The 24,968-nt window shown below is 40.8% G+C and carries 14 protein-coding genes and 1 pseudogene; 2 read left to right on the plus strand and 13 right to left on the minus strand.

Going from position 1 to position 24,968, the window contains the following annotated elements; all coding sequences use genetic code 11:
- The first annotated feature begins 254 nt into the window (after positions 1 to 254).
- Positions 255 to 3,152: a YfhO family protein gene (locus tag HUK49_RS05735; RefSeq protein ID WP_191912996.1), complete on the plus strand. Its 2,898-nt coding sequence runs from the start codon at positions 255 to 257 to the stop codon at positions 3,150 to 3,152.
- Between the two features lie 61 nt (positions 3,153 to 3,213).
- On the opposite strand, the gene HUK49_RS05740 is transcribed toward HUK49_RS05735, so the two are convergent.
- From HUK49_RS05740 to rpsL, 5 genes are all read right to left on the minus strand, one after another.
- Positions 3,214 to 4,539 carry a uracil-xanthine permease family protein gene (locus HUK49_RS05740; RefSeq protein ID WP_102168788.1) on the minus strand — a complete coding sequence of 442 codons (1,326 nt, stop codon included), beginning with the start codon at positions 4,537 to 4,539 and terminating at the stop codon, positions 3,214 to 3,216.
- Between the two features lie 13 nt (positions 4,540 to 4,552).
- Positions 4,553 to 5,893, minus strand: a complete 1,341-nt coding sequence (gene guaD / locus HUK49_RS05745; RefSeq protein ID WP_191912997.1) for a guanine deaminase — start codon at positions 5,891 to 5,893, stop codon at positions 4,553 to 4,555.
- Between the two features lie 155 nt (positions 5,894 to 6,048).
- Positions 6,049 to 8,133, minus strand: a complete 2,085-nt coding sequence (gene fusA / locus HUK49_RS05750; protein ID WP_102168790.1) for an elongation factor G — start codon at positions 8,131 to 8,133, stop codon at positions 6,049 to 6,051.
- Between the two features lie 139 nt (positions 8,134 to 8,272).
- Positions 8,273 to 8,743: a 30S ribosomal protein S7 gene (rpsG, locus tag HUK49_RS05755; RefSeq protein WP_003716646.1), complete on the minus strand. Its 471-nt coding sequence runs from the start codon at positions 8,741 to 8,743 to the stop codon at positions 8,273 to 8,275.
- 21 nt (positions 8,744 to 8,764) lie between these two features.
- On the minus strand, positions 8,765 to 9,184 hold the full coding sequence (gene rpsL, locus HUK49_RS05760) for a 30S ribosomal protein S12 (protein ID WP_040530789.1): 420 nt from the start codon (positions 9,182 to 9,184) through the stop codon (positions 8,765 to 8,767).
- A 266-nt stretch (positions 9,185 to 9,450) separates the two neighbouring features.
- On the opposite strand from rpsL, the gene HUK49_RS05765 reads away from it, so the two are divergent.
- Positions 9,451 to 10,137 (plus strand): prepilin peptidase, encoded by a 687-nt coding sequence (locus HUK49_RS05765; protein WP_191912998.1) that lies wholly within the window; start codon positions 9,451 to 9,453, stop codon positions 10,135 to 10,137.
- Here the strand turns inward: HUK49_RS05765 and HUK49_RS05770 are convergent.
- From HUK49_RS05770 to HUK49_RS05805, 8 genes and pseudogenes are all read right to left on the minus strand, one after another.
- Positions 10,093 to 11,310: pseudogene (locus tag HUK49_RS05770) on the minus strand (DUF998 domain-containing protein). The gene HUK49_RS05765 and the pseudogene HUK49_RS05770 sit on opposite strands and share 45 nt — an antisense overlap.
- A gap of 127 nt (positions 11,311 to 11,437) precedes the next feature.
- Complete coding sequence (rpoC, locus tag HUK49_RS05775; protein WP_191912999.1) at positions 11,438 to 15,073, minus strand: DNA-directed RNA polymerase subunit beta'; 3,636 nt, start codon at positions 15,071 to 15,073, stop codon at positions 11,438 to 11,440.
- A gap of 49 nt (positions 15,074 to 15,122) precedes the next feature.
- Positions 15,123 to 18,743 carry a DNA-directed RNA polymerase subunit beta gene (rpoB, locus tag HUK49_RS05780; protein WP_191913000.1) on the minus strand — a complete coding sequence of 1,207 codons (3,621 nt, stop codon included), beginning with the start codon at positions 18,741 to 18,743 and terminating at the stop codon, positions 15,123 to 15,125.
- Between the two features lie 224 nt (positions 18,744 to 18,967).
- The gene (locus HUK49_RS05785; protein ID WP_191913001.1) at positions 18,968 to 19,561 is read right to left on the minus strand and encodes a TetR/AcrR family transcriptional regulator; all 594 of its coding nucleotides are present in this window, start codon (positions 19,559 to 19,561) and stop codon (positions 18,968 to 18,970) included.
- A 234-nt stretch (positions 19,562 to 19,795) separates the two neighbouring features.
- Positions 19,796 to 22,273 (minus strand): ATP-dependent Clp protease ATP-binding subunit, encoded by a 2,478-nt coding sequence (locus HUK49_RS05790; protein ID WP_191913002.1) that lies wholly within the window; start codon positions 22,271 to 22,273, stop codon positions 19,796 to 19,798.
- Positions 22,274 to 22,287: 14 nt separating this feature from the next.
- Positions 22,288 to 22,755, minus strand: a complete 468-nt coding sequence (locus tag HUK49_RS05795) for a CtsR family transcriptional regulator (RefSeq protein ID WP_191913003.1) — start codon at positions 22,753 to 22,755, stop codon at positions 22,288 to 22,290.
- Positions 22,756 to 23,032: 277 nt separating this feature from the next.
- Positions 23,033 to 24,055, minus strand: coding sequence for an alcohol dehydrogenase AdhP (gene adhP / locus HUK49_RS05800; protein WP_003716637.1), 1,023 nt, complete (start codon positions 24,053 to 24,055; stop codon positions 23,033 to 23,035).
- Positions 24,056 to 24,254: 199 nt separating this feature from the next.
- Complete coding sequence (locus HUK49_RS05805) at positions 24,255 to 24,878, minus strand: serine hydrolase domain-containing protein (protein WP_191913004.1); 624 nt, start codon at positions 24,876 to 24,878, stop codon at positions 24,255 to 24,257.
- Positions 24,879 to 24,968 lie beyond the last annotated feature (90 nt).

Genomic DNA, 24,968 nt, shown 5'->3' on the forward strand with positions numbered 1-24,968 from the left:
CCTTCCGCATCATCGCTTCGCAGCTTAATTTCGTTTGGGGGTATACAAAATATACCTCTTGAACTCAAGCACCTATCCATAATACTAAAGAATGATTGTTATATCAACCTTTTTGAGAAATTAATTTTACTTTTTTCTTTACAAGTTGATTGCAGCCGCGAAATTTTTCTGCAATATTTTTTAGTTTTTGTCGTGTTTGTACTAACAAATGCTAAAATATGATCATTGCACATTTATTTATCAAGGAGTTACTTATGGAGTTTTCGTTTAAGAAAAAAAACGTTACTAAATTATATCTCGAATACACGGTTCTCTTTCTATTCCTTGCTCTGTGTATTTTTGGGACATATTTAGTAACAGGTCATAGTATTATTTGGAGTAAGGACGCTCTGAATCAGCACCTTCCTCTTTTAGCCCAGTACCGGCAAGCAGTAGTTAACTTTCTCCATCATCCTGGAAAACTTAATTTTTGGTCCTGGCAATTTGGATTAGGATCAGATACTTTTCAAGTCTTTTCCTATTATAATATTGGAGATATTTTTTCCTATTTAGCCCTTCTCTTTCCTGCACGTGAAATCACTCGAGCTTACCAGTTCATTAGCGTTATTCGAATGTACTGTGCTGGCTTATCCTTCGTCTATTTTGCACAGCATTTCAAATTTAAGAATACTACCATTCTCGCAGGAACAACTGCTTATTTAGTAAATTCTTTCCTATTATATGCTTGTGTTGCCCAACCGTTCTTTACAACACCTTTTATTCTTTTTCCATTAATTGTGGTTCAAATTGAACGAATTTTACAAGGCGGTTCTGCATGGCCATTGACTGGGGCCTTTACGTGGATGCTCATTAGTAACTACTACCTGGCATTTATTCTCGGGATTGGTTCATTAATCTACCTCATTCTCCGCGTTACAACTAAGTACTTACGGGACCTTAATTACCTCCAAGTATTTATTAAATTAGCCTTTGCTACTATCACAAGTTTACTTTTGTCAGCCATTATGTGGATTCCGGAGCTGATTGCTGTTAGTCATTCAACTCGGCTTGGAGCACAATTTGCTAATGGCTTGAAGGTTTACCCACTATATTATTACCTTTTCTTACCGAAGCAGCTAATCAACGGTGATCAATGGTCCTTTATGTTTTGGAGCGCTCTAGGAATTGTCTCCATTGGTTTCATTGCCCTTGTTTACGTCTATATCCATGCTAAAAAGTACCCATTAATTACAATTAGCCTTGGTCTTGCCCTCATCATGCTCCTTATTCCTGCTGTTGGTGCAGCCTTTAACGGAATGATGGCTGCCTCGAATCGCTGGACACTCTTAATCTATCTTCCTTTAGCAATGGCAATTTGCCTATTGGTTGAAAATGCTACCTCACTCTCTCGCCATTCGCTAAAAATTATTTCCTCAGCAACGGGAATTTATGTAATGATCCTCCTTGTTACGTTTCTCTTTGAAAACGAAAATGATATTGTCATCCCCCTCCTTTTTCTCATAACCTCACTCCTCCTCCTCTGGCTAATTGACTTCCATCGGCTTAATCATCCCCAGCTTTGGCTTCTTGGAATTATCGTTCTTAATGCAGGTTTCAATGCAATCTACGCATCATTCCCGTTTAACGGCGATTTTAGTACTAAGATGCTTAACCGCGGACAATACCAACAAATGATGGCAATGCGTTATGGTGGCCTTGATAAAGGCTTAACTCGTACCCCTACTTACCGAGTATCCACAATTAGTCAAAATCAAATTATTGATGTTCCAACTATTGATAACGATCTTACTTCTGGACTTCATAATATTGATTCATATTATTCATTGCAAAACCAATATTTAGGTAATTTTAGTACAAGCTTGCAAAACAATCAGTACCAAGCAAACGTTCCCCTTCGTCAAGTTGATGATCGAACAGTACTCAATCACTTTTTGGGTGTTAAATACTTATTTGTCCAAAGCGATAGCGAAAATGCTACCAAGATTCCTGCTGGTTATTTTCTGGATCAATCATCTACACCCATTATTAATTACGATTCTGGTCAACCGAGCGATATCAAAGACAAAAAAGACTTTATTCCTACCCAAACAAATCGCTATAAATCAAACAATGCTTTCCCACTAATTTACTGGCAAGATAGCTATATTAGTCAGAAGCGCTACCATAGGCTGTCCCCTACCGAGAAAGAGCGAGCATTGGCAAGCGGGGTGGTGGTTAACCACGAAAACGTTACCAAAGGGATGAAAGCCGCAAATCTTAATAACCACGTTTATAAACTAAAGAGCAATTTAATATCAAATCGATTGAATAAAGTTAATCCCCAAAACTTAAAGTATACGGACAGCGAAGAAAAATACCGGATTGAGCTTCCTCAATTAACAAACTCTGCTTTTAGACGAAAGCTCCGTGGCTCTGAACTTCACATTGAGTTTAGCCAAATCAAGTTCACCCCATTTTCAATGAAGGATCAGCTTAAGTATGAGCAGGAACACCTCCAACAGATGGCAACTAATCCTGGCAGTAGCGTTAATCATAAATATAACCAGTATCGCTATTGGCGTTACCATGTCCTTAACGGCTCTCCTGATATTAGCTTTAAAATTAATGTCGGCAGTCGCTTTGGTACTGCAACCATTAGTCAGCCAAAGCAAAGTACTCTCTCATTCTTTAAGCAGGTTAAAAATTCGACATTGAATATTGGCTACTATACCGGCGGTCTCCCAGATCATCTTTCATTTCAACCAACGAAACTTGGTACTTATCAATTAAAGTACCAGGTAGTTGCTGAAAAGCTTGATAATCATTACGAGAATCAGGTGGCAAGAATTAAAAACCATGCTTTACGTAATCTCAAGTTTAGTCAAAACCAGATTCAAGGCACGATCAGCACTAGCAGAAAAGGAATCCTTACCTCCTCGATTCCTTATTCGAGCGGTTGGCAGGCAACTGTAAACGGTAAAGCCGTTAAGACGGTTAGAACCAACCAAGCATTTCTAGGAATTCCGCTTTCGGCCGGAACACACCGGATAACGTTTACTTATCAATTACCTGGCTTCCGTCCTGGCTTAATCATAAGCATCGTTGGTTTAATCTGGACGCTAGTAGCTGCTTTGATCTCACTAATAATGTTTAATCGCCAAAAAATAAAATAACTAGAAAAGGCTCCCCAACGTCATTTAGACGCTAGGGAGCCTTTTTAGGCTAGAGAATAGATTAAATTTTAGCTCGCTTGGGCATTATAAGATTAAGAACAATTGCTGTAATTGCTGCCATTGCAACTGGCGAACCAAGAAGGTATTGAACCATTTGTGGCGCACCATGAACAATTTTTTGCGGAATTAATACTAACGCAATCGTAATCACAATCGGTAGCCCGATGATGTAGAGGTCACTTTCCCGGACCTTCAAGTTTCGAATAACATTTAACCCATTTAACATGATCGTTACAGTAATGATAGCGAAAACCCCACCGATTACTGGAGCCGGAATAGCTGCAAGAAAGGCTGAAAGCTTCGTACAAAATCCTAGAATAATAAACCATACCCCAGCGGCGACAAACACAATCTTACTGGCAACACCAGTGATTGAAATGATTCCGGCGTTCGTAGAGTATCCCGTGACAGGTGTTGTCCCGGTAATCGTAGCGATTAAACAACTAAGACCTTCACCAATAATTCCCCGGTTCCATTGCTTATCAGTAATTTCATGATTTGTTACGGCACCCATTGCAAACCAAGTTCCGGTAGTTTCAGTAGTTAGAATTGCATAAATAATAATGAAGGTAAAAATAGCAGTCATATCAAAGTGAATCCCCCAGTGAAAAATTGTTCGTTGAGGAAGACTAAACCATGGAGCTGCTGCAACAGATGAAGCATCAAAGCGTCCCATTGAAGCACTAATTGCTGTCCCCACTAACAAGGCAATTACAATTGAGCCAGTCTTAAATAACTTTTGAACCCTAGGGAAACGAATACTGATTGCCACACAAATAATTAAAATGGCAGCAGTAATTCCTGCTAATTCCATGTTTTGGTACACATCCCCTTTAGCCTCAAAGATATTATCATTCAATGCTGAAGGGATTAGTGATAAACCAACACAAGTAATAATTGTTCCACCAACAACAGCCGGAACTAACCGATTAATAATTTTTTGGAAGAAGCCACTAAGGCCTAGCAGGATTAACAGAATTGCACCAACAAGCAATGCCCCCATTAATGTTGACATCCCACCACCATGAAGACCACCACTAGCAAGAACAACCCCAGCAGCCGCAGTTAAAGGGACGAATGACGGTCCTTGAGACACGGGCATTTTCATAAAGTAAGCCGTTTGCAAGATTGTACCAATCCCACAAGCTAAAAACGTTGCTTGAAGTAGTCCTGTGGAATCAGCTGCCCCCATTGCCAATAATCCACCAAGAATAATTGGCGGAACATAAACGTCCATTGCCAAAACGTGTTGTAAACCAAGTAATACTGCTTCTCCGGTTGGAACCTTTTCATCAGGTCCAATTAATAATTGTGCCTTTTCATCCATTTAAGATATCCTCCTACTCTCTTCCATAAACTTTTTTACCAGCAACATAAACACTTTGAATATCTTGCTGTTCGGTTTGATACATTAATCGCTGAAAGATATCAGCGCTTGTTAGTTTCATTAATGTTTGGTGCTCATTGACAATCTGAAAGTCAGCTTGAAAACCTGGAATAATTTTTCCAACTTTTAGCTGAAGAGCTTTAGCCCCACCAACAGTCGCCAAGTAGAATGCATTTGCCATCGTTATTCGTGAGCCTTTAACACCACGAACCATCGGCGGTAAAGAACTATCAACCCCATCCATAAGCATCTGTGATGACTTAACTGCTTGCCGGATATTATGGTAAAGACTTGGTGAATAGCCTCCTGAAATATCGCTCCCTAAGCCAACGCAGTTTCCATCAGCTAACATTTTTCTAACTGGTAAAACCCCATTACCAAAATAAATATTTGAAATTGGGCAATGAGCAATCGTAGTTCCTCTTTGTCGAAGAATCGTTAAGTCATCCGCAGTTAGTTGGGTTCCATGAGCCATCACTGATTTTTCTGTTAAAAGATGGAAGTGATCCATTACTGCCGTATCATGGATGCCAAATCGTTTAATTGCATACCCATGCTCCCAATCGCTTTCACTTAAATGCGACTGGATCGGTAAATCATACTGTTTAGCAAGCTGACCTAGGCCCGTCAATGCTTCATCAGTACAGCTTGGCACAAACCGTGGTGTAATCACCGGAACCACTGTTGATGAATTTCTCTTGGCTAATTCAAAGATCTCTTTAATAAATTGCTCCGTTGCATGAAGAGCGCTTGCTGGCGATTGGTTTTGGTAATAATCCGGTGTCTGCTCTGGATTATCCATTACAACCTGACCAACAAAAGCACGTAATCCCTGCATAATCGATTGCCGGGCTAACTCTACGTTGGCGTCATTATGAATCGTGCCAAACATCATTGCAGTAGTAGTGCCGTGACTGAGTAGCTGGTGAACAAACTCTTGATAAACATGACGAGCATAGTGAGAATCAGCAAACTTAGCTTCCAGCGGAAAAGTATAGTGATTCAACCAATCAGCCAATGGTAAATCAAGTGCTAATCCTGCTTGGGGCCATTGTGGAGCGTGGACGTGAAGATCAATGAACCCTGGCAATAAGTACTGGTTAGCTTTTAATTCTATTAGCCTCTCCGCTTGCCGGGCATCATTTAGTATTTGAGAATACTCATCATTAGTTGGTGATAACGTTCGTGTTATAGTTCCACTACGATCAATACAAATTAAATGATCTTCATGAGATTCTACTTCATTTATATTTTTAGAAGTAAAGTAGGTTCCGTGAATAACGAGTTCCTCCATCAAATTATTTCCTTTCAATAAATTTGTATCATTAGGTTAGCACGAACTATTTTAAATGTAAACACTTAATAATTCGTTTTTATTTAAAGAATAAGAAAAGGACTTGAAGACTAATTCGTCTTCAAGTCCTCTCTAAGGATAATTGACAATAATAATTAGTTATTGCCGCTTTCCTTAATGATCTTTTCTTGAACTGCCTTAGGAACAGCTGAGTAGTGATCGAAAGTCATAGTAAAGGTACCACGACCCTGGGTAGCAGAACGAAGGGCAGTAGCATAACCGAACATTTCTGAAAGTGGAACAAATGAGTGGATTTGTTGAGCGTTACCACGTTCTTCCATACCATCAATGGTACCACGACGAGCAGTAACTTGACCCATAACGTCACCCATGTTTTCTTCAGGAACAACGATGTCAACCTTCATAATAGGTTCAAGGATAACTGGATCTGCTTTCTTAGCAGCATTCTTCAATGCGAGTGATGCAGCAACCTTGAAGGCGGCTTCACTAGAGTCGACTTCGTGGTAACTACCATCGTAAAGCTTAGCGTGCATATCAACAAGTGGGTAACCTGCTAATACACCGTTTTGCATAGCTTCCTTCAAACCTTGTTCAACGGCAGGAATGAATTCACGAGGAACAACACCACCAACGATGGCATCTTCGAATTCAAAGCCCTTACCTTCTTCAAGTGGTGTAAATTCAATCCATACATCACCGTATTGACCTTTACCACCAGATTGACGAACGAACTTACCTTGTGCAGATACCTTCTTAGTAAATGCTTCACGGTAAGAAACTTGTGGCTTACCAACAGTAACTTCGGCGTGGAATTCCCGACGAAGACGTTCAACAATGATGTCCAAGTGAAGTTCACCCATTCCGGCGATCAAAGTTTCACCAGTTTCTGGGTTAGTTTCAGCCTTAAAGGTTGGATCTTCTTCAGCCAACTTTTGGAGACCCTTGTCCATCTTATCTTGGTCAGCCTTAGACTTAGGTTCAACAGAAACTTGGATAACTGGGTCAGGGAAGTCCATTGATTCAAGTTGAAGTGGGTGATCAGGATCAGTCAATGAATCACCAGTAGTAGTGTTCTTCAAACCAATAGCAGCGGCAATATCACCAGAGAATACTTCTGGAATTTCGTGTTGTTGGTTAGAGTGCATTTGAAGCAAACGACCAATCCGTTCACGCTTGTCCTTAGTTGCGTTAAGAACATATGAACCTGATTGAAGTGAACCAGTGTAAACCCGTAAGAATGTCAAACGACCAACGAATGGGTCGGTAGCAATCTTAAATGCCAAAGCGGCAAATGGCTTGTTATCACCGGCAGTTAATTCAACTTCATTACCATCAGCATCGTGAGCAACGAATGGCTTAACATCAAGTGGTGATGGTAAGTAGTCAATAACAGCATCAAGCATCATTTGGATACCCTTATCCTTGTAAGCTGAACCAGCTAATACAGGGAAGAGCTTTTGTTCCAAAGTACCCTTACGAATAGCAGCCTTAATTTCGTCAACAGAAATTTCGTCACCTTCAAGGTACTTTTCCATGATGTTGTCATCAATATCGGCTAAGGTTTCGATCAAGGCATCGTGACGCTTTTGTGCTTCTTCCTTCATGTCATCAGGAATATCAACAGTGTCCCAGTTAGTACCAAGCTTATCTTCGTCATAAACATAAGCAACCATCTTAACTAGGTCAACAACACCGGAGAAAGTATCTTCGGCACCAATTGGCATTTGGATTGGTAATGGAGTAACGTTCAAACGGTCCTTAATAGTTTGAACTGAGTAGTCAAAGTTGGCACCAACTTTGTCCATCTTGTTAGCAAACACAATCCGTGGAACGTTAAAGTCATCAGCTTGACGCCAAACAGTTTCGGTTTGTGGTTCAACACCAGCTTGGGCATCAAGAACAGTTACGGCACCATCAAGAACCCGAAGTGCACGTTCAACTTCGACAGTGAAGTCCACGTGTCCTGGGGTATCGATAATGTTAATCCGGTAATCCTTCCAAACGGCAGTAGTGGCTGCAGAAGTGATAGTGATACCACGTTCCTTTTCTTCATCCATCCAGTCCATTTGTGAAGCACCATCGTGGGTTTCACCAATCTTGTGAATCTTACCAGTGTAGTAAAGAATCCGTTCAGTGGCAGTCGTCTTACCGGCATCGATGTGGGCCATGATACCGATGTTACGAGTCTTGTCAAGAGGGTATTCACGTTTGTTAGCCATCTTAAAAGTGTATCTCCTTCCAGAATATGGTTATTTCAAAAATCAAACTTTATTTAGAAAAAGGGATGACGGTTATTCAAATAATCTACGTCACCCCTATATTGTAACTGGTTAGACAACCGGTTTCAATTCGCAGTGCTTACCAACGGTAGTGTGCGAAAGCACGGTTGGCTTCAGCCATACGGTGAGTATCTTCACGCTTCTTAACTGAGGCACCAGTGTTGTTTGAAGCATCGATGATTTCACGTGCAAGACGTTCAACCATTGTGTGTTCACCACGCAACCGTGCGTATTGAACAATCCAACGAAGACCTAAAGTGGTCCGACGTTCTGGACGAACTTCGATTGGAACTTGGTAGTTTGAACCACCAACACGACGAGCCTTAACTTCAAGAACAGGCATAACGTTTTCCATAGCTTGTTCGAAAACTTCTACAGGGTTGTTACCTGTTTCATTCTTAATTTCATCAAATGCTGCATACAAAATCTTAGTAGCAGTTCCGCGCTTACCATCGATCATCAAGTGGTCAATCAAGCTGGTAACCAACTTTGAGTTGTACATTGGATCTGGTAAAATTTCACGCTTTTGTACATGTCCTTTACGTGGCATTACTTAATCCCTCCTAATATTTTACTTCTTGTCCTTAGGCTTCTTGGTACCGTACTTAGAACGTGATTGCATCCGTCCTTCAACACCGGCAGTATCAAGAGTACCACGAACGATGTGGTAACGAACCCCAGGCAAATCCTTAACACGACCACCACGAATTAAAACAACTGAGTGTTCTTGGAGGTTGTGACCAATACCAGGGATGTAAGCAGTAACTTCAATCAAGTTTGAAAGACGTACACGGGCGTACTTCCGCAAAGCTGAGTTAGGCTTCTTAGGTGTCATAGTACCGACACGGGTAGCAACTCCACGCTTTTGTGGTGATGGAGTCTTAACTTCTTCCTTCTTAAATGTGTTGTAAACATATCCAAGAGCTGGTGACTTTGACTTGCCCTTGTGGCTCTTCCGGCCTTTACGTACCAATTGGTTAATGGTTGGCATAATTTTTCCCCTTCCTAGTTTTAAGTCCACACATCCAGGTGGTTCTTTTTTATGAATAAAAAAAGTGCTTGGATGTTATTAAATTATGTGCCTTCGTTGACGCAAAGTCTGCCCAACGACAGACACCGACGTTGCTATAAAAAGCACCTTTAATAGACTATCACGGTCATTCAATAATGTCAACGAAGTCTCGTTAACTTTTCCAAAGATCATTTCACAATTTTTACGTTATAGATTTATAGAGAAACTTTTTGGAGATGATTTGATTGTTCTTTACGTTTATCAATTGTGCTATTCTTACTACCCTAGCCTCTTTCGTTACCCTCTGTGGACAACGGCAACTTAATGGCCAGTTACCATGGTCCCCCAAGTATTCCGTTTGTGATTTTTGCCATCATCCTCTCAGTTGGTGGCAGCTTATTCCGATCCTGGGCTTCATCATTCAACGGGGACGTTGCCATTGGTGTGAAACTCAAATTTCAGCATTCTTTCCATTATCAGAACTCATGATTATTCTTGTCACGGCTAAGACGTTCACTTCCTCCTGGTACCATAATCTGATTTTTACCATTGTCATTCTCACACTTTTATACCTTTCAACAACCGATTTTGTTAGCCAGGTAATCTACCCAATTGCATTAATTGGGTTACTTCCACTTCTTCTCGTTCTACCACGCCACTCATTTTCAATCGGTAAAGTCGTGGTTGAATTAGTTATAATGGGATTTTTCTTTTTTGGATTACAGCATATTACTAAGGGACTGGGAACGGGCGATATTGAATTCATTCTCATGACTGACCTGATTGGAGGCTGGGAACTAACAGCCCAAATTGTTTTAATTGGGTGCCTACTAACACTAATTCCAGCTTTAATAAAAAGAAACAGCAAGCTGCCCCTGATTCCCGGATTAGCGCTTGGCTTCATCCTGAGGCTGCTTTTCTGTTCCAACTAGTGTTTCTTCTTCTGTAGAACTGTTTTTGATTTTAACAAGAAATAGTCGTTCGCCATATTGAGCAAGATTTTCAATGTTTTATAGTAGTAATAATAACCACGAGAATGAAAGAGCAAACTCAATTAGCTCAAAAGCCGTTAGTGATAAATAATTAGCTAGTTTGAAGATTATATACTCTGCTCCCATCACTGCCCCAATTACATAGGAAGTAACCAAAAATTGCTTAGTAACCTCTGGAAGGATCCAGCGAATAGCAACAATTAAAATTAACATAATGTAAACTAGCCACATTGAAATTCGGTCATGAAGAATGTGGAATTTAGGATTATTAGGGAACAATCCAATTGCAGCAATACAAGCTGCTTCTCCATATAGTAGCCACCGTAATAATTGAGTTTTAATCCCCGGATACTTTTGTTGCAGGTTGACAAAGAGATAATCAACTAACGCCATCATTAACAATCCCGAAAATATCAAGGTCACGTTAAATTGTAAATTAGCTGAGTTCTTGGCTGTTCCTAAAAAACTAAAATTATATTTCCACCAATCACGAGTAGAATTGGTTAACATCGAAAATAACATTCCACCAATAATCATTATCGTCAATAGATTAGTGATAATCGCCGAAGAGAGAGTCAGCGCGAGATTAATCATTAAGTAATTGATCACAGCAACGATCACAAAGACAAAGGTAGTCGACGTATAAATATCAAATCGTGCATCCGTAAATAACTTTTCTAATAGCCAGAAGAAAGCTGAAAAAGAAAAAGCAATGATTAGTCCGCAAGCAATGGTAATTGTCGGCAAACTTCGCCAGTAAATATTTTTCGTTGGTCCAGTATTTCGCAATTTTGTAATAATAAAGCTAATTACAAAAACAAACAAACCACTTACCAGACTTAATAACGTTGCACCGTTAGCAATTGAATAATCACCGGTGATCGGAACAGTTTTCATATGATGTTCGTAACAGAACATAAAAAAGCCAATCGTTAAAAGGAAGGCTGGTAAAATATACCAATATAGCCTAATTTTGGGCAATTGATCGATTACTCGTGAAGGCCTAATGGTAATTTCATTATGGTTAACATTTAATTCTAGTTGTTCGTTGGCAGTAAAACCTGTTTTTTCCATAGCTGATGATGGAATTTCAATAGTATATTTCTTTGACATTTTTTCTCCCAATAGTAACAAAGAACCATAGTCTTTTAGCTACAGTTCTCCTCTCTCATTTTCAATATTTAAAATAGCAAAAAGGGCTATGACAATCAAGTCATAGCCCTTTTATGGATTAAGCAAATTAGTTCTGTTTGTCTTCTTCCTTCATCTTAGCTTCTAAGTCCTTGATGGAGTAAGCAGCAACATTAACTTCCTTTGGCTTAATGTTCCGGTATGTACTCATACCAGTACCGGCTGGAATAATCTTACCGATAATAACATTTTCCTTCAAACCAACTAATGGGTCATTCTTACCACGAATAGCAGCATCTGTCAGGACACGAGTAGTTTCCTGGAATGAAGCAGCTGATAAGAAGCTGTTAGTTTCAAGAGCAGCCTTAGTAATTCCTAAGATAACTGGACGAGCAGTAGCTGGGATATTACCTGCTACTAATGTCTTGTAGTTAGCATCACGGAATTGACCAATGTCCATCAATTGTCCTGGCAACATATCCGTGTCACCTGGATCCATGACACGAACCTTCCGCATCATTTGACGAATCATGATTTCAACGTGCTTATCTAACAGATCAATCCCCTGCATACGGTAAACTTTTTGAACTTCAGCAAGAAGATAAGTTTCTGTAGAAAGAACGTCACGAACACGAATTAATTTCTTAGGATCAATTGAACCTTCGTTAAGGGCGGTTCCACGGTGAACAAAGTCACCTTCAGCAACCCGCATCCGTGCAGTAATTGGCAAGGTGTATGTCCGGGTATCAGTTTCACCCTTAACAGTAACATCCTTGGTCCGTTCTGCCGGATTTTCTTCGATTGATTCAACTTCACCAGTAACCTCAGTAATGGTTGCACGACCCTTAGGATTACGTGCTTCCACAATTTCTTGAACACGAGGGAGACCTTGAGTGATATCTTCGTTACCGGCAACACCACCAGTGTGGAAGTTCCGTAAGGTCAATTGAGTACCCGGTTCACCGATTGATTGAGCGGCAACAGTACCTACTGCTTCACCAGCTTCAACCCGGTCACCAGTAGCTGCGTTTCGGCCATAGCATCGTTCACAAACACCGTGTTCAGTGTTACAAGTAAATGCAGAACGAATAGTAACCTTCTTAACGCCCGCATCAACAATCTTTTGCGCCATTGCTTCGTCGATGAGAACGTTCTTCCCAACAATCTTTTCGCCAGTCTTTGGATCGAAGACAGACTTCATAGTGTAACGACCCATGATCCGGTCGTAAAGCGGTTCGATCATTTCGTTACCGTTTGTAATTGCAGTAACTTCAAGACCACGGTCAGTACCACAATCCTTTTCACGAACAACAACATCCTGAGAAACATCAACTAACCGCCGAGTTAAGTAACCTGAGTTAGCAGTCTTCAAGGCAGTATCAGTCATTCCCTTACGAGCACCGTGAGAAGAAATGAACATTTCCAACACTGACAAACCTTCATAGAAGTTAGAAAGAACTGGCAATTCCATAATCTTACCGTTTGGAGATGCCATTAATCCACGCATTCCGGCAAGCTGAGTAAAGTTAGAAATGTTACCACGAGCACCCGAGTCAGACATCATGTTGATTGGGTTATGGATGTCCATGTGTTCAATCAGCTTGTTTTGAACTTCATCCTTAGCATCATTCCAGATACCGATAACTCGATCATACCGTTCATCGTCAGTAATCAAACCACGACGGAATTGCTTAGTAACTAAGGCAACTTGCTTCCGAGCCTTCTTGATAATTTCTGGCTTTTCAGGCAAGTCATGAATATCTGACATTGCAGTAGTCAAACCAGAAATTGTTGATTCGTAGTAACCAAGGTCCTTAATTCGGTCAAGGAATTGAGAAGTCTTAGTAACCTTGTATTGCTTGTAAACTTCAGCAATCAAGTCAGACAAGAAGCCCTTCTTGAATGGTGGAACTAGCGGTGCATTTTCAAGGTATTCATTGATATCTTCACCTGGATCAAGGAAGAAGCGATCATCAACACCCTTAGTAATGTTATCAGCAGTAGGTTCGTTAATGTAATTGAAATCTTTAGGAAGAATCCGGTTAAACAATAACTTACCTACACTAGTTACCATGATCTTGCCACGTTGCTCATCAGTAAATGGCTTATCAGGGAATGCTGAAACTTGTACACCAACACGAGTTTGCAGTGAAACATAATTGTTCCGGTATGCCATTTCAGCTTCATCGGTATCCTTGAAGATCATCCCTTCACCTTCACGAACCTTATCTTCAGTGGTCATGTAGTAGTTACCGATAACCATATCCTGAGATGGAGAAACAATTGGTTCACCGTCACGAGGACTCAAAATGTGGGAAGCGGCAAGCATTAACAACCGTGCTTCAGCTTGTGCTTCGTCTGAAAGTGGTACGTGGATCGCCATCTGGTCCCCATCAAAATCGGCATTGTAAGCTGTACATACCAATGGGTGAAGACGCATCGACTTCCCAGAAACCAGGATTGGTTCAAAAGCCTGAATACCTAACCGGTGCAAAGTAGGGGCCCGGTTAAGAAGAACTGGGTGTTCCTTGATCACATCTTCAAGAACATCAAAGACATCATCATCACGACGATCAATCTTCCGCTTAGCCGCCTTAACGTTGGCAGATAAACCACGCTTAACTAATTCGTGCATGATAAATGGCTTGAATAATTCAAGAGCCATTGGAACAGGAAGCCCCATTTGGTTCATTCGTAATGATGGACCAACATCAATAACTGAACGACCAGAGTAATCAACCCGCTTACCAAGCAAGTTTTGACGGAAACGCCCTTGCTTACCCTTCAGAAGGTGAGAAAGAGACTTCAATGGACGGTTACCAGGACCTGAAACAGGACGACCCCGACGACCATTATCAATCAAAGCATCAACAGCTTCTTGGAGCATCCGCTTTTCGTTTTGAACAATGATTCCTGGTGCTTGCAACTTCAAAAGACGCTTCAAACGGTTATTCCGGTTAATAACCCGCCGGTATAAATCGTTTAAGTCAGAAGTAGCAAACCGACCACCTTCAAGTTGAACCATTGGTCGTAAGTCAGGTGGCATAACAGGAATAACATCAAGAACCATCCATTCTGGCTTATTGCCAGACTTGATGAATGCTTCCAAAATATCCAAACGACGGATAGCACGAGTCCGCTTTTGACCAGTTGCTTCCTTTAGTTCTTCCTTTAATTCGGCAGCTTCCTTATTAAGGTCGACATCTGCTAATAACTTCTTAATAGCAGCGGCACCCATTTCAGCAGTAAAGCGGTCGCCAAATTCAGCCTTCTTATCACGGTATTCTGCTTCAGATAGCAATTGCTTCTTTTCAAGTGGGGTATCACCTGGATCCAAAACAACGTATGAAGCAAAGTAAATAACTTCTTCAAGTGAACGTGGACTCATGTCTAAGACAAGACCCATCCGACTTGGAATCCCCTTGAAGTACCAAATATGGGAAACCGGAGCAGCCAATTCAATGTGCCCCATCCGTTCACGACGAACCTTTGAACTAGTAACTTCAACACCACAACGGTCACAGACACGACCCTTATAGCGAATCCGCTTGTACTTACCACAAGCACATTCATAGTCCTTAGTTGGGCCAAAGATTCGTTCGTCAAACAGACCTTGTTTTTCTGGCTTTAAAGTCCGGTAATTGATCGTTTCGGGCTTCTTTACTTCCCCGTAAGACCAACTACGGATCTTATCTGGTGATGCCAGGCCGATCTGCATACTTTCAAATTTATTGACATCAATCAAAGGATTTTTCCTCCTTATTTTAGTAGTTTACGTTCAGCACTAAGTAAAACTAGTCTTGCTTAGTCTTGTCTTGTTCATCAGTTGTTGCTGCTGATTTATTATCGGCAGACGCTTCGTCCTTCTTTTCTTCAGCGTTATGCTTTGCAGCGTACTTAGCTAAAGCATCAACATTAACAACTTCGTCATCATCTTCATCCATGTTCTTCAATTGAACTTCATTCTGATTGCCATCAAGAACCTTCATATCAAGGCCTAATGCTTGTAATTCCTTAACCAGAACACGGAATGACTCAGGAACACCTGGTTTTGGAATTGGTTCACCATTAATAATGGCATCGTAAGTCCGAACACGACCAACAGTATCATCTGACTTGTAAGTAAGGATTTCTTGAAGAGTGTATGCAGCACCGTAAGCTTCAAGAGCCCAAACTTCCATTTCACCAAACCGCTGACCACCAAACTGAGCTTTACCACCCAATGGCTGTTGAGTAACAAGTGAGTATGGACCGGTAGAACGAGCGTGAATCTTATCGTCAACCATGTGGGCTAACTTAAGATAGTGCATTGAACCAACAGCAATCCGGTTTTCAAATGGTTCACCTGTTCGACCGTCATAGAGAATTGTCTTACCGTCTTCAGGGAACCCGGATTCCTTAACAGCATCCCAAACATCCTTATCGGTAGCACCATCGAATACTGGTGTTGCCATGTGAATTCCAAGACGCTTGGCAGCCATCCCTAAGTGCAATTCAAGCAGCTGTCCGATATTCATACGACTTGGCACACCCATTGGACTCAACATAATGTCGATTGGTGTACCGTCTGGCATATACGGCATATCTTCTTCAGGTACAACAATAGAAACAGTACCCTTGTTACCGTGACGACCTGACATCTTATCACCGACTTGAATCTTCCGCTTTTGGGCAATGTAAACCCGAACCATGGTATTAACACCTGGTGAAAGTTCATCCCCATTTTCACGGGTAAAGACCTTAACGTCTTGAATAATACCGCCACCACCGTGAGGAACACGGAGAGAAGTATCACGAACTTCACGTGATTTTTCACCAAAGATAGCGTGAAGCAGCCGTTCTTCAGCAGATAATTCTGTCATTCCCTTAGGAGTAACCTTACCTACTAAAATATCGCCGTCGTGCACTTCAGCACCAATCCGAACAATCCCATTTTCGTCCAGATCCTTAAGTGCGTCGTCACCAACATTAGGAATTTCACGGGTCATTTCTTCAGGTCCAAGCTTAGTTTCCCGAGCTTCTGATTCGTATGACTCAATATGGATTGATGTATAAACGTCATCCTTAACTAACCGTTCGCTAATTGCGATGGCATCTTCGAAGTTATAACCTTGCCAAGTCATGAAGGCAATCAATGGGTTTTGACCTAAGGCTAATTCACCTTGTTCCATTGATGGTCCATCAGCAAGGACATCATCGGCATCGACATGTTCGCCAACTTTAACAATTGGTCGTTGGTTGTAGTTCTTACCACCGTTAGAACGACGGAACTTCATTAATTTGTAAGTATCAAGAGTGCCATCTTCCTCACGAACACGAACTTCTCGAGCATCAACATATTCAACTGTCCCTGACTTCTTAGCAATCATGGCCACCCCAGAGTCATGGGCTGCTTTATAGTCAATTCCAGTACTTACTAATGGTGCATGAGGGTTTAGCAACGGAACAGCTTGCCGTTGCATGTTGGCCCCCATCAAGGCACGGTTAGAGTCATCGTTTTCAAGGAATGGAATACATGCGGAAGCAACGGAGACAACTTGTTTTGGAGAAACGTCCATGTAGTCGACGTTCTCAACGCTCGTTTCAATGTAATCATCCTTATCACGACACATAACTTGATCTTGAGCAAATGAACCATCATCATTCAAAGGCGTGTTAGCCTGAGCAATGATGTAGTTATCTTCTTCGTCGGCAGTTAAGTAGTCGATCTTATCAGTAACTTTATGAGTCTTCCATGACACACGACGGTATGGAGTTTCGATAAATCCATACTTATTAACACGAGCATATGATGAAAGGCTGTTAATCAAACCAATGTTAGGACCTTCAGGAGTTTCGATTGGGCACATCCGACCATAGTGGGTATAGTGCACATCACGAACTTCATATCCGGCCCGATCACGAGTCAACCCACCAGGACCAAGGGCAGAAAGACGCCGTTTATGAGTCAATTCGCCAAGTGGGTTGGTCTGATCCATGAATTGTGACAATTGTGAAGAACCAAAGAATTCACGAATTGAAGCAACAACTGGTCGAATATTAATCAATTGTTGTGGAGTAACAGTATCAGGATCCTGAATTGACATCCGTTCCCGAACAACCCGTTCCATCCGTGCTAAGCCAATTCGGAATTGGTTTTGTAATAATTCACCAACTGAACGAATCCGCCGATTACCTAAGTGGTCAATATCATCGGTTGTCCCGATACCTTCTTGCAAGTTAAAGAAGTAGTTCAATGAAGCAAGAATATCAGCTGGTTCAATATGCTTGTATTCCAATGGAATGTGACCATTACCGATAATTGGAACAACTCGTTCTGGATCTTCGTGAGAGTAAACCAAAACTTTTTGAAGCTTTACTGGTTCAGTAACCACGGCTTCATCAGAAGGAGTGTAGGTAATCATCTTAAAGTCATCACGATCTAAGTATGGTTCCAACTTCTTCAATACTTCTTTAGTAACCTTATCGCCTTTTTGAGCAAGAACTTCACCAGTGTCTGGATCAGCAAGGGTTTCAGCTAAGGTTTCACCAAGAAGACGGTACTTCAACATCAGCTTCTTGTTAGTCTTGTATCGACCAACTGGAGCCATGTCATAACGCTTAGGATCAAAGAACCGTGCAGTTAACAAGTTCCGAGCTGAGTCGGCAGTCTTAGGTTCACCTGGACGAAGGCGTTCGTAGATATCTTTGAGTGCTTCTTCGACCCGAGAGTCTTCAGCATTCTTGTGAACATCCTTATCCAAAGTCAAGGATAGAGTCTCACTGTTGCCACCAAACATATCAATGATTTCATCATCCGAACCAAAACCAAGTGCCCGGATTAATTCAGTCATTGGCAACTTACGAGTCCGGTCAATCCGAACGTAAGAAATGTTCTTAGCATCAGTTTCGTATTCAAGCCAGGCACCACGGTTAGGAATAAAGGTAGCACCATAACTTGGCCGGCCGTTCTTGCCGGCTTCTTCACTATAGTAAACACCTGGTGACCGAACCAATTGAGAAACAATAACCCGTTCAGCACCATTAATAATGAAGGTCCCTTGATCTGTCATTAATGGGAATTCACCAAAGAAAACATCTTGAGACTTAATTTCCCCAGTCTCATGGTTAGTAAGACGTAAAGTAACGTGAAGCGGTGCAGAGTAATTTGCATCATGTTCACGTGCTTCATCAACAGTATACTTAGGTTCCAAAAGTTGATAGTCAACGAATTCCAATGATAACTTCCCTTGGAAATCATCAATTGGCATAATATCATCAAACATTTCCCGTAAACCTTTATCCATGAACCAGTTATATGAGTCCGTTTGGATTTCAATCAGGTTTGGCAACTCGAGAACTTCTTTGATTCGGGAGTAGCTACGACGGGTACGGTGCTTACCGTATTTAACTAAATGTCCGGCCAAACTGTTCACCTCTCTAATTTATTCAGTGAGTTCAAATATTACAATTTGGTTACAAATTAACTAAAATCATAATTTTGAGCAAAAAAAATCCAAAAACAGTTAAAAACTGCCTTTGGTTTTATTTACTGAGCCTAATGGACAATAGATCATCAGACTCATATGAGAACTCACAATTACATACTTTTGTAGTATATAAGATAATTTATTAAATGTCAATAGAGTTACTCAACTAATTATTTTGTTTTTGAAAGTCCACTAATAATGCAGTCTAAAATTAATTGATCACGCTGATCGTCACTAATGTTATGCCCACCAATTGGTTGGTAAGTACCAAAAATTGGCGAGATACCTGCTAAGAATAATTCAGCAGCCTCTTGTGGCAAAATATCAGGGCGCAATTCAACTTCAGGTTGCTTAAAGTACTCAGCAATCGGTTGAAGATAATTCATTGCGAGAATCATGTTCAATTTTTGTTGGGAACTCTTTGAAAGCAAACTAACTGCTTGGTGGTATTGATCGTAGATACTTACTGGGTGATGTTTCTTCAGTGCAACCGCAATTTGCCACAATTGTTCGTTAGGTGTTAGCTTATGTTTTCGCATTACCTTATTAATATCCTTACGAACCTTACTACTCAAATTAGTCATCACGTCTAGATAGAGGACTTCCTTATCGCTAAAGTGATGGTAAAGGGCCGGTTGAGTAATCCCAACTTGCTTAGCGATATCACGAGTAGAAGTTTCACCGAAGCCTTTTTGTAAGAAGAGCTTAGTTGCTGTTCTTATAATTGACTGTCGTGTTTTTTCAAGCTGTTCAGCTCTCTTCATACTTTACTATCTCCTAACATATTAATCATATTATAAATATATAATGCCACCAAAACTCTGATTTGACAAGCTTTTAAGCAAAATTATCTCCTTTCCAATCAGATATAGATAAAATAATATTTTTATTCTTATTAATTTCAATTGAACAGATGATAACAGAAATGTTTAATAATTTTCCGTAAACAAAAAGGCTTCAACGTTTGGAAAACCAATCGTTAAAGCACATTTTTAGTTTTAATTTTTCACCATTCGCTCATGGTGATCATTTTTTACTTTCAAGGTAATCTTACCTTGGTGCGCACCACCAACAACGTTATCACCAGTTTTAACATTGCCACTTAATAACGCAGTACTTAGCGGATCCTCAATCAAATCCTGCAGTGCCCGTCGTAATGGCCGAGCACCATATGCCGGATCGTAACCCTCAGTTGCAACAACATCAATCGCTGCAGGTGTAACTTTTAGATTAATCCCTTGTTCAGCAACTCGTGCTCTTAATTGGGCAACCATTAATTTAACAATTTGGTGAAGTTCGTCCTTTTGCAAGGAGTGGAAAATTACCGTTTCATCAATCCGGTTCAGAAATTCTGGGCGGAAATGCAATTTTAATTGTTGGCGAATTGCAGATGCCATCGCCTGGTAGTCCTGACTAACATCACGTGCACCAAATCCGACCTCTTTCTCATCCTGAAGCTGTGTTGCACCTAAATTAGAGGTCATAATAATAATGGTATTACGAAAGTCAACTTTTCGTCCCTTAGCATCAGTCAAATAACCATCGTCAAGAACCTGAAGAAGTAAATTAAAAACATCGGGATGCGCCTTTTCTGCTTCATCTAATAGAACAACCGAATATGGGTGTTGACGAACCTTTTCGGTCAATTGACCACCTTCGTCATAACCAACATAGCCCGGAGCAGCACCAATTAAACGACTAGTACTGTACTTTTCCATGTATTCAGACATATCAATTCGAATCATGTTGTCTTCAGAACCAAACATTGCTGCCGCTAACGCTTTAGCTAATTCCGTTTTTCCTACCCCTGTTGGTCCAAAGAACATAAATGAACCAATCGGCCGTTGCGGATCTTTCAACCCGCTTCTTGCTCGGCGAATTGCCTTTGCAACAACTGATACAGCCTCATTTTGACCAATAACACGATTATGAAGAACCTTTTCGAGGTTAACCAATCGTTCACTCTCGCTCTTCTTAAGCTGGGTCAACGGAACACCGGTCCATTCAGCAACAATTTTTGCAACATCTTCCCCTGTTGTGTGGAGCCTTTGTCGTGTAGATTGTTGCTCAGCCTTTTTCTGTTGCTCGTCAACTTTAGCCTTCAATGTTAGCTCTTCTTGTCGGAGATTAGCTGCTTGATCAAAATCCTGATTCTCAATTGCAGCTTCTTTTTGTTGCCGGAGTTGTGCTAGCTTTGTGGTCAATGATGGTTGATGATTTCCTTTTTCTTCGGCATCAATCCGTACCATTGAGGAGGCTTCATCAATTAAATCAATCGCCTTATCCGGCAAATAACGGTCCGTGATATACCGACTTGATAACTTAACAGCCTGTTTTAATGCATCATCATCAATTTTAACATGGTGGTGTTCCTCATACTTTGGCCGCAAGCCATTCAGGATCTGCAAAGCAACATTTTCAGTCGGTTCTTCAACCTGAACAGTCGCGAACCGCCGTTCTAGTGCAGCATCAGATTCAATATACTTTTGGTATTCATCAAGAGTCGTGGCCCCAATCGTCTGCAAATCACCGCGAGCAAGCGCAGGCTTTAAAATATTTGAAGCATCGATCGCCCCTTCAGCACCACCAGCACCAATTAGGGTATGTAATTCATCAATGAAGAGGATCACATGACCATCTTTTTGAATCTCATCAATAACCTTCTTCAACCGGTCCTCAAACTCTCCACGATACTTAGTTCCAGCGACCAACGATCCCATATCAAGCATCATCAGTCGTTTTTGTGCTAAGTCTTCAGGAACCTCATTACTAGCCATTCGGCGAGCCAGTTCCTCAGCAATTGCCGTCTTTCCGACACCAGGTTCACCAATTAACACTGGATTATTCTTTGTTCGGCGACTTAAGATCTGCTCAACCCGTCGTAATTCATTGTCGCGACCAATTACGGGATCAAGTTTGCCATCCCTTGCCATTTGAGTCATATCACGTGCAAGCTTATCAAGAGTTGGCGTCTCCGATCTTCGTGCCCGTTGTCCCGGCTGTCTTCCTAACCGCTGCCGTGCTTGAATGTCTGATACACCAAGACGACGTAAGGTTACTTTACGAATTTGTCGCGGTAATACATCTAAACTCAGCAGAATCCTGGAAGAGAGGATTCCCTCATCTGAAATCAACGCAAGCAGTAAATGCTCAGTACCAATCTTTAAGGCGTTTAACTGTTGCGCTTCTTGTCCCGCTAGCGCTAATACTTGACGCGCCTTGGGAGAATATGGAAGGTAATCGGCTGGCCCCATGTCATCCATTGTCCCATAGCCAATCATCCGCTCGATTTCTTCCTGAATATCATCACTAGTAATGGAGAATTGCTCAAAAATTTTGCTAGCAATCCCCTCCCTTTCAATTGCCAACGCGAGTAATAAGTGTTCAGTACCAACGGCTTGGTGCTTAAAGTACTTTGCTTGTTCATGGGCGAGTGCCAAGACGTGTTTGGCACTTGGTGTAAACATATTATCCATTAACTGCTTTCCTCCTAGCTCTCATACCGTAAACGATTAAGCATTGAAATTAAAATTCTTGCTCTTAACTGAGCTTCAACATTACAATCATTCACATTTAGGGTTTGCTTTGACAAGGCAACTAGCATTAAGTCCCCCTCTCGCCTTGTCAGTACTTTTTCATCATAAAGCGTTCGAACAATATCGTAAGCATCACGCTCACTAATTGAATCCCCAATTGCTTGGATTAGTGAGTTTAACACATCAACATTATCAAGTAAATTAACGTGCTCAATTCGAATATAGCCGCCACCACCACGTTTACTTTGCACTAAGTATCCATGCTGAATAGTAAATCGGGTTTTAATTACATAATTAATTTGTGACGGAACAACATCAAAATGATTGGCAATTTCCGAACGACGAATTTCAATTTGAGATGACTCACCAAGGATTTGTTTCAAATACTCCTCAATAATGTCAGAAATACTTTTCTCTTCCATTCCATCACCTCCAAATTTCCTGACTAATTTTGACCAAATTTTACCACAATATTAAATCAGGAACCAGAAAACTATCTCAATAAAGAGTAAGTACTAGCAAATAATTTAAGGAAAAGACTATGACATGCTTTTCATTACCGAGATAAAATCAAGTAGCACATGGTAGATAAATAAAGCTCCTAGAGTTTGGTTTTACCTTACTCTAGGAGCTTATTTACGTTTGCAAGACCTAAATATCTTGCTCTCGCTAAATTTCAAAAAGGGGATATTTTATAGATTAATCTTCTAAGCTGAAGTCAACAACGTTCCGACCAACAACCTTGTTATCCTTCAATTCTTGGATCATGTCATTGATTTCACTTAACTTCCGAGTCTTAACAATTGGGTGAACCTTGCCTTCAGCACCAAATTGGAAACATTCAGCCAAATCTTGACGAGTACCAACTAATGAACCAGCAACGATAATTCCGTCAAGAACAGTCTTAGCAATGTTAAGCTTCATGTCACCTTGTGGAAGAGCAACGGCAACTAACTTACCATCTGGACGAAGTGAGTCAACTGCTTGGTCAAATGCTGAAGCTGAAACAGCAGTTACAACAGCAGCGTGGACACCGCCAACCTTTTCTTGGATTTGCTTATCAACATCGCCATCGTGACGGTTAATAACAATTTCAGCACCGTTTTCCTTAGCAGCTTCAAGCTTTTCAGGGTTACCATCAACGGCAATAACGTGAGCACCGAAAACATTATGAGCAAATTGAATACCCAAGTTACCAAGACCACCAGCACCAACAATAGATACCCATTGACCTGGCTTGATGTCAGCAACCTTCAATGCCTTGTACATAGTAACACCGGCACAAGTTAATGAAGTAGCTTCAACTGGATCAAGACCTTCTGGAACCTTAACAGCATAATCAGCAGGAACGATACATTGTTGTGCCATTGCACCATCAGCAGTGTAACCAGCATTCAAAACGTTCCGGCAAAGTGTTTCACGACCAGTAAGGCAGTATTCACAGTGTCCACAACCCTTGAAGAACCAAGCAATTGATACTCGATCCCCAACCTTTAAGGAAGTAACACCAGGAGCAACTTTAGATACACGACCAACACCTTCGTGACCAATAATCCGTCCTGGCTTCTTACCAAAATCACCAGCAGCAACGTGCAAGTCGGTGTGACAAAGACCACAGTATTCCATGTCAACTAGAGCTTCACCTGGTTTAAGATCCCGAAGTTGAACATCCTTAACAGTAACGTAACCATCTACTGGATCGTTAATAACAGCAGCTTTCATAATCTAAAATCTCCTTTGAACTTGTTATCTTTTACACAAAATATAATAACAAATCCAATTCGCTTTTTAAAGCGCTTTTGTGAATAAATAAACAGGAAACTAATAGACCAATATTCTGTTAGTTTCCTATCAGTATGCTGAAACTAGCATCACTTAATCAATGCCAATTGTGAGTATTTTAGCAAATAAATTTCGTACACTATGGTTGAATTTGTTCACCATTGTAAATTTCATAAAGTTCTTCAGCAGTTTGGCGAAGGGTTTGATAATCAATGTTATTGGTAAACAGCATCAATGTTCGTTTAGTTTTATAATCCGCAAAAAAACAGCAATTATACCCCGGCTCGCTACCATTAGCCCGAATAACCGTTCCTTGAAAATAAACACCACCAAAATAAGCTTCACGCTGGCTCTTTGGTTGGTTAGCAAAGCTCTTAATAAGCTTTGGGTTACTGATTACGTCATGGCAAATAAATTTCCAATAATTTAATGGTGAGAGCAGTAGATCACCGGCACCAATTTCTGACGAAGCAGTTTGTGATAGTATCTGCCAAGTCACACCCGGTTGCATAGTCTGCAATACTTGACGTGGTTTTACCTGGTACACCATTTTTAGCTGCTGATGATTCAGCGACCTTAAAACTGTCTTTTTTATAAAGTGATAGTAGTCATCATGTGTTCGCTGACGAATAATAGCACCTAACATTTCAAAATCAATATCCTGATAATTCCAATCGTGACTAGCTGTATTCTTAAAATGGTGAAGGAAAAAACGTTCCTGACTTTTTTTATTATGGCAGATTGTAAAATTTAAGTTGAACATTTAAGTAGACAGAAAAACCCATCAAGGTCTTTAATGGTGTTACCACAACATTCCATTAGAAAGAAGGACCTTAATGGGCACCACTATTTT

It is taken from the genome of Limosilactobacillus portuensis, from assembly GCF_014838735.1.
Lineage (GTDB): Bacteria > Bacillota > Bacilli > Lactobacillales > Lactobacillaceae > Limosilactobacillus > Limosilactobacillus portuensis.

Excerpts from the sequence above, each read along its gene's own strand:
- HUK49_RS05795 (WP_191913003.1), bottom strand. The coding sequence starts at position 22,755 with ATGGAAGAGAAAAGTATTTCTGACATTATTGAGGAGTATTTGAAACAA.
- rpsL (WP_040530789.1), bottom strand. The coding sequence starts at position 9,184 with ATGCCAACCATTAACCAATTGGTACGTAAAGGCCGGAAGAGCCACAAG.
- HUK49_RS05740 (WP_102168788.1), bottom strand. The coding sequence starts at position 4,539 with ATGGATGAAAAGGCACAATTATTAATTGGACCTGATGAAAAGGTTCCA.
- rpsG (WP_003716646.1), bottom strand. The coding sequence starts at position 8,743 with ATGCCACGTAAAGGACATGTACAAAAGCGTGAAATTTTACCAGATCCA.
- HUK49_RS05790 (WP_191913002.1), bottom strand. The coding sequence starts at position 22,273 with ATGGATAATATGTTTACACCAAGTGCCAAACACGTCTTGGCACTCGCC.
- HUK49_RS05735 (WP_191912996.1), top strand. The coding sequence starts at position 255 with ATGGAGTTTTCGTTTAAGAAAAAAAACGTTACTAAATTATATCTCGAA.
- adhP (WP_003716637.1), bottom strand. The coding sequence starts at position 24,055 with ATGAAAGCTGCTGTTATTAACGATCCAGTAGATGGTTACGTTACTGTT.
- guaD (WP_191912997.1), bottom strand. The coding sequence starts at position 5,893 with ATGGAGGAACTCGTTATTCACGGAACCTACTTTACTTCTAAAAATATA.
- HUK49_RS05805 (WP_191913004.1), bottom strand. The coding sequence starts at position 24,878 with ATGTTCAACTTAAATTTTACAATCTGCCATAATAAAAAAAGTCAGGAA.
- fusA (WP_102168790.1), bottom strand. The coding sequence starts at position 8,133 with ATGGCTAACAAACGTGAATACCCTCTTGACAAGACTCGTAACATCGGT.
- HUK49_RS05785 (WP_191913001.1), bottom strand. The coding sequence starts at position 19,561 with ATGAAGAGAGCTGAACAGCTTGAAAAAACACGACAGTCAATTATAAGA.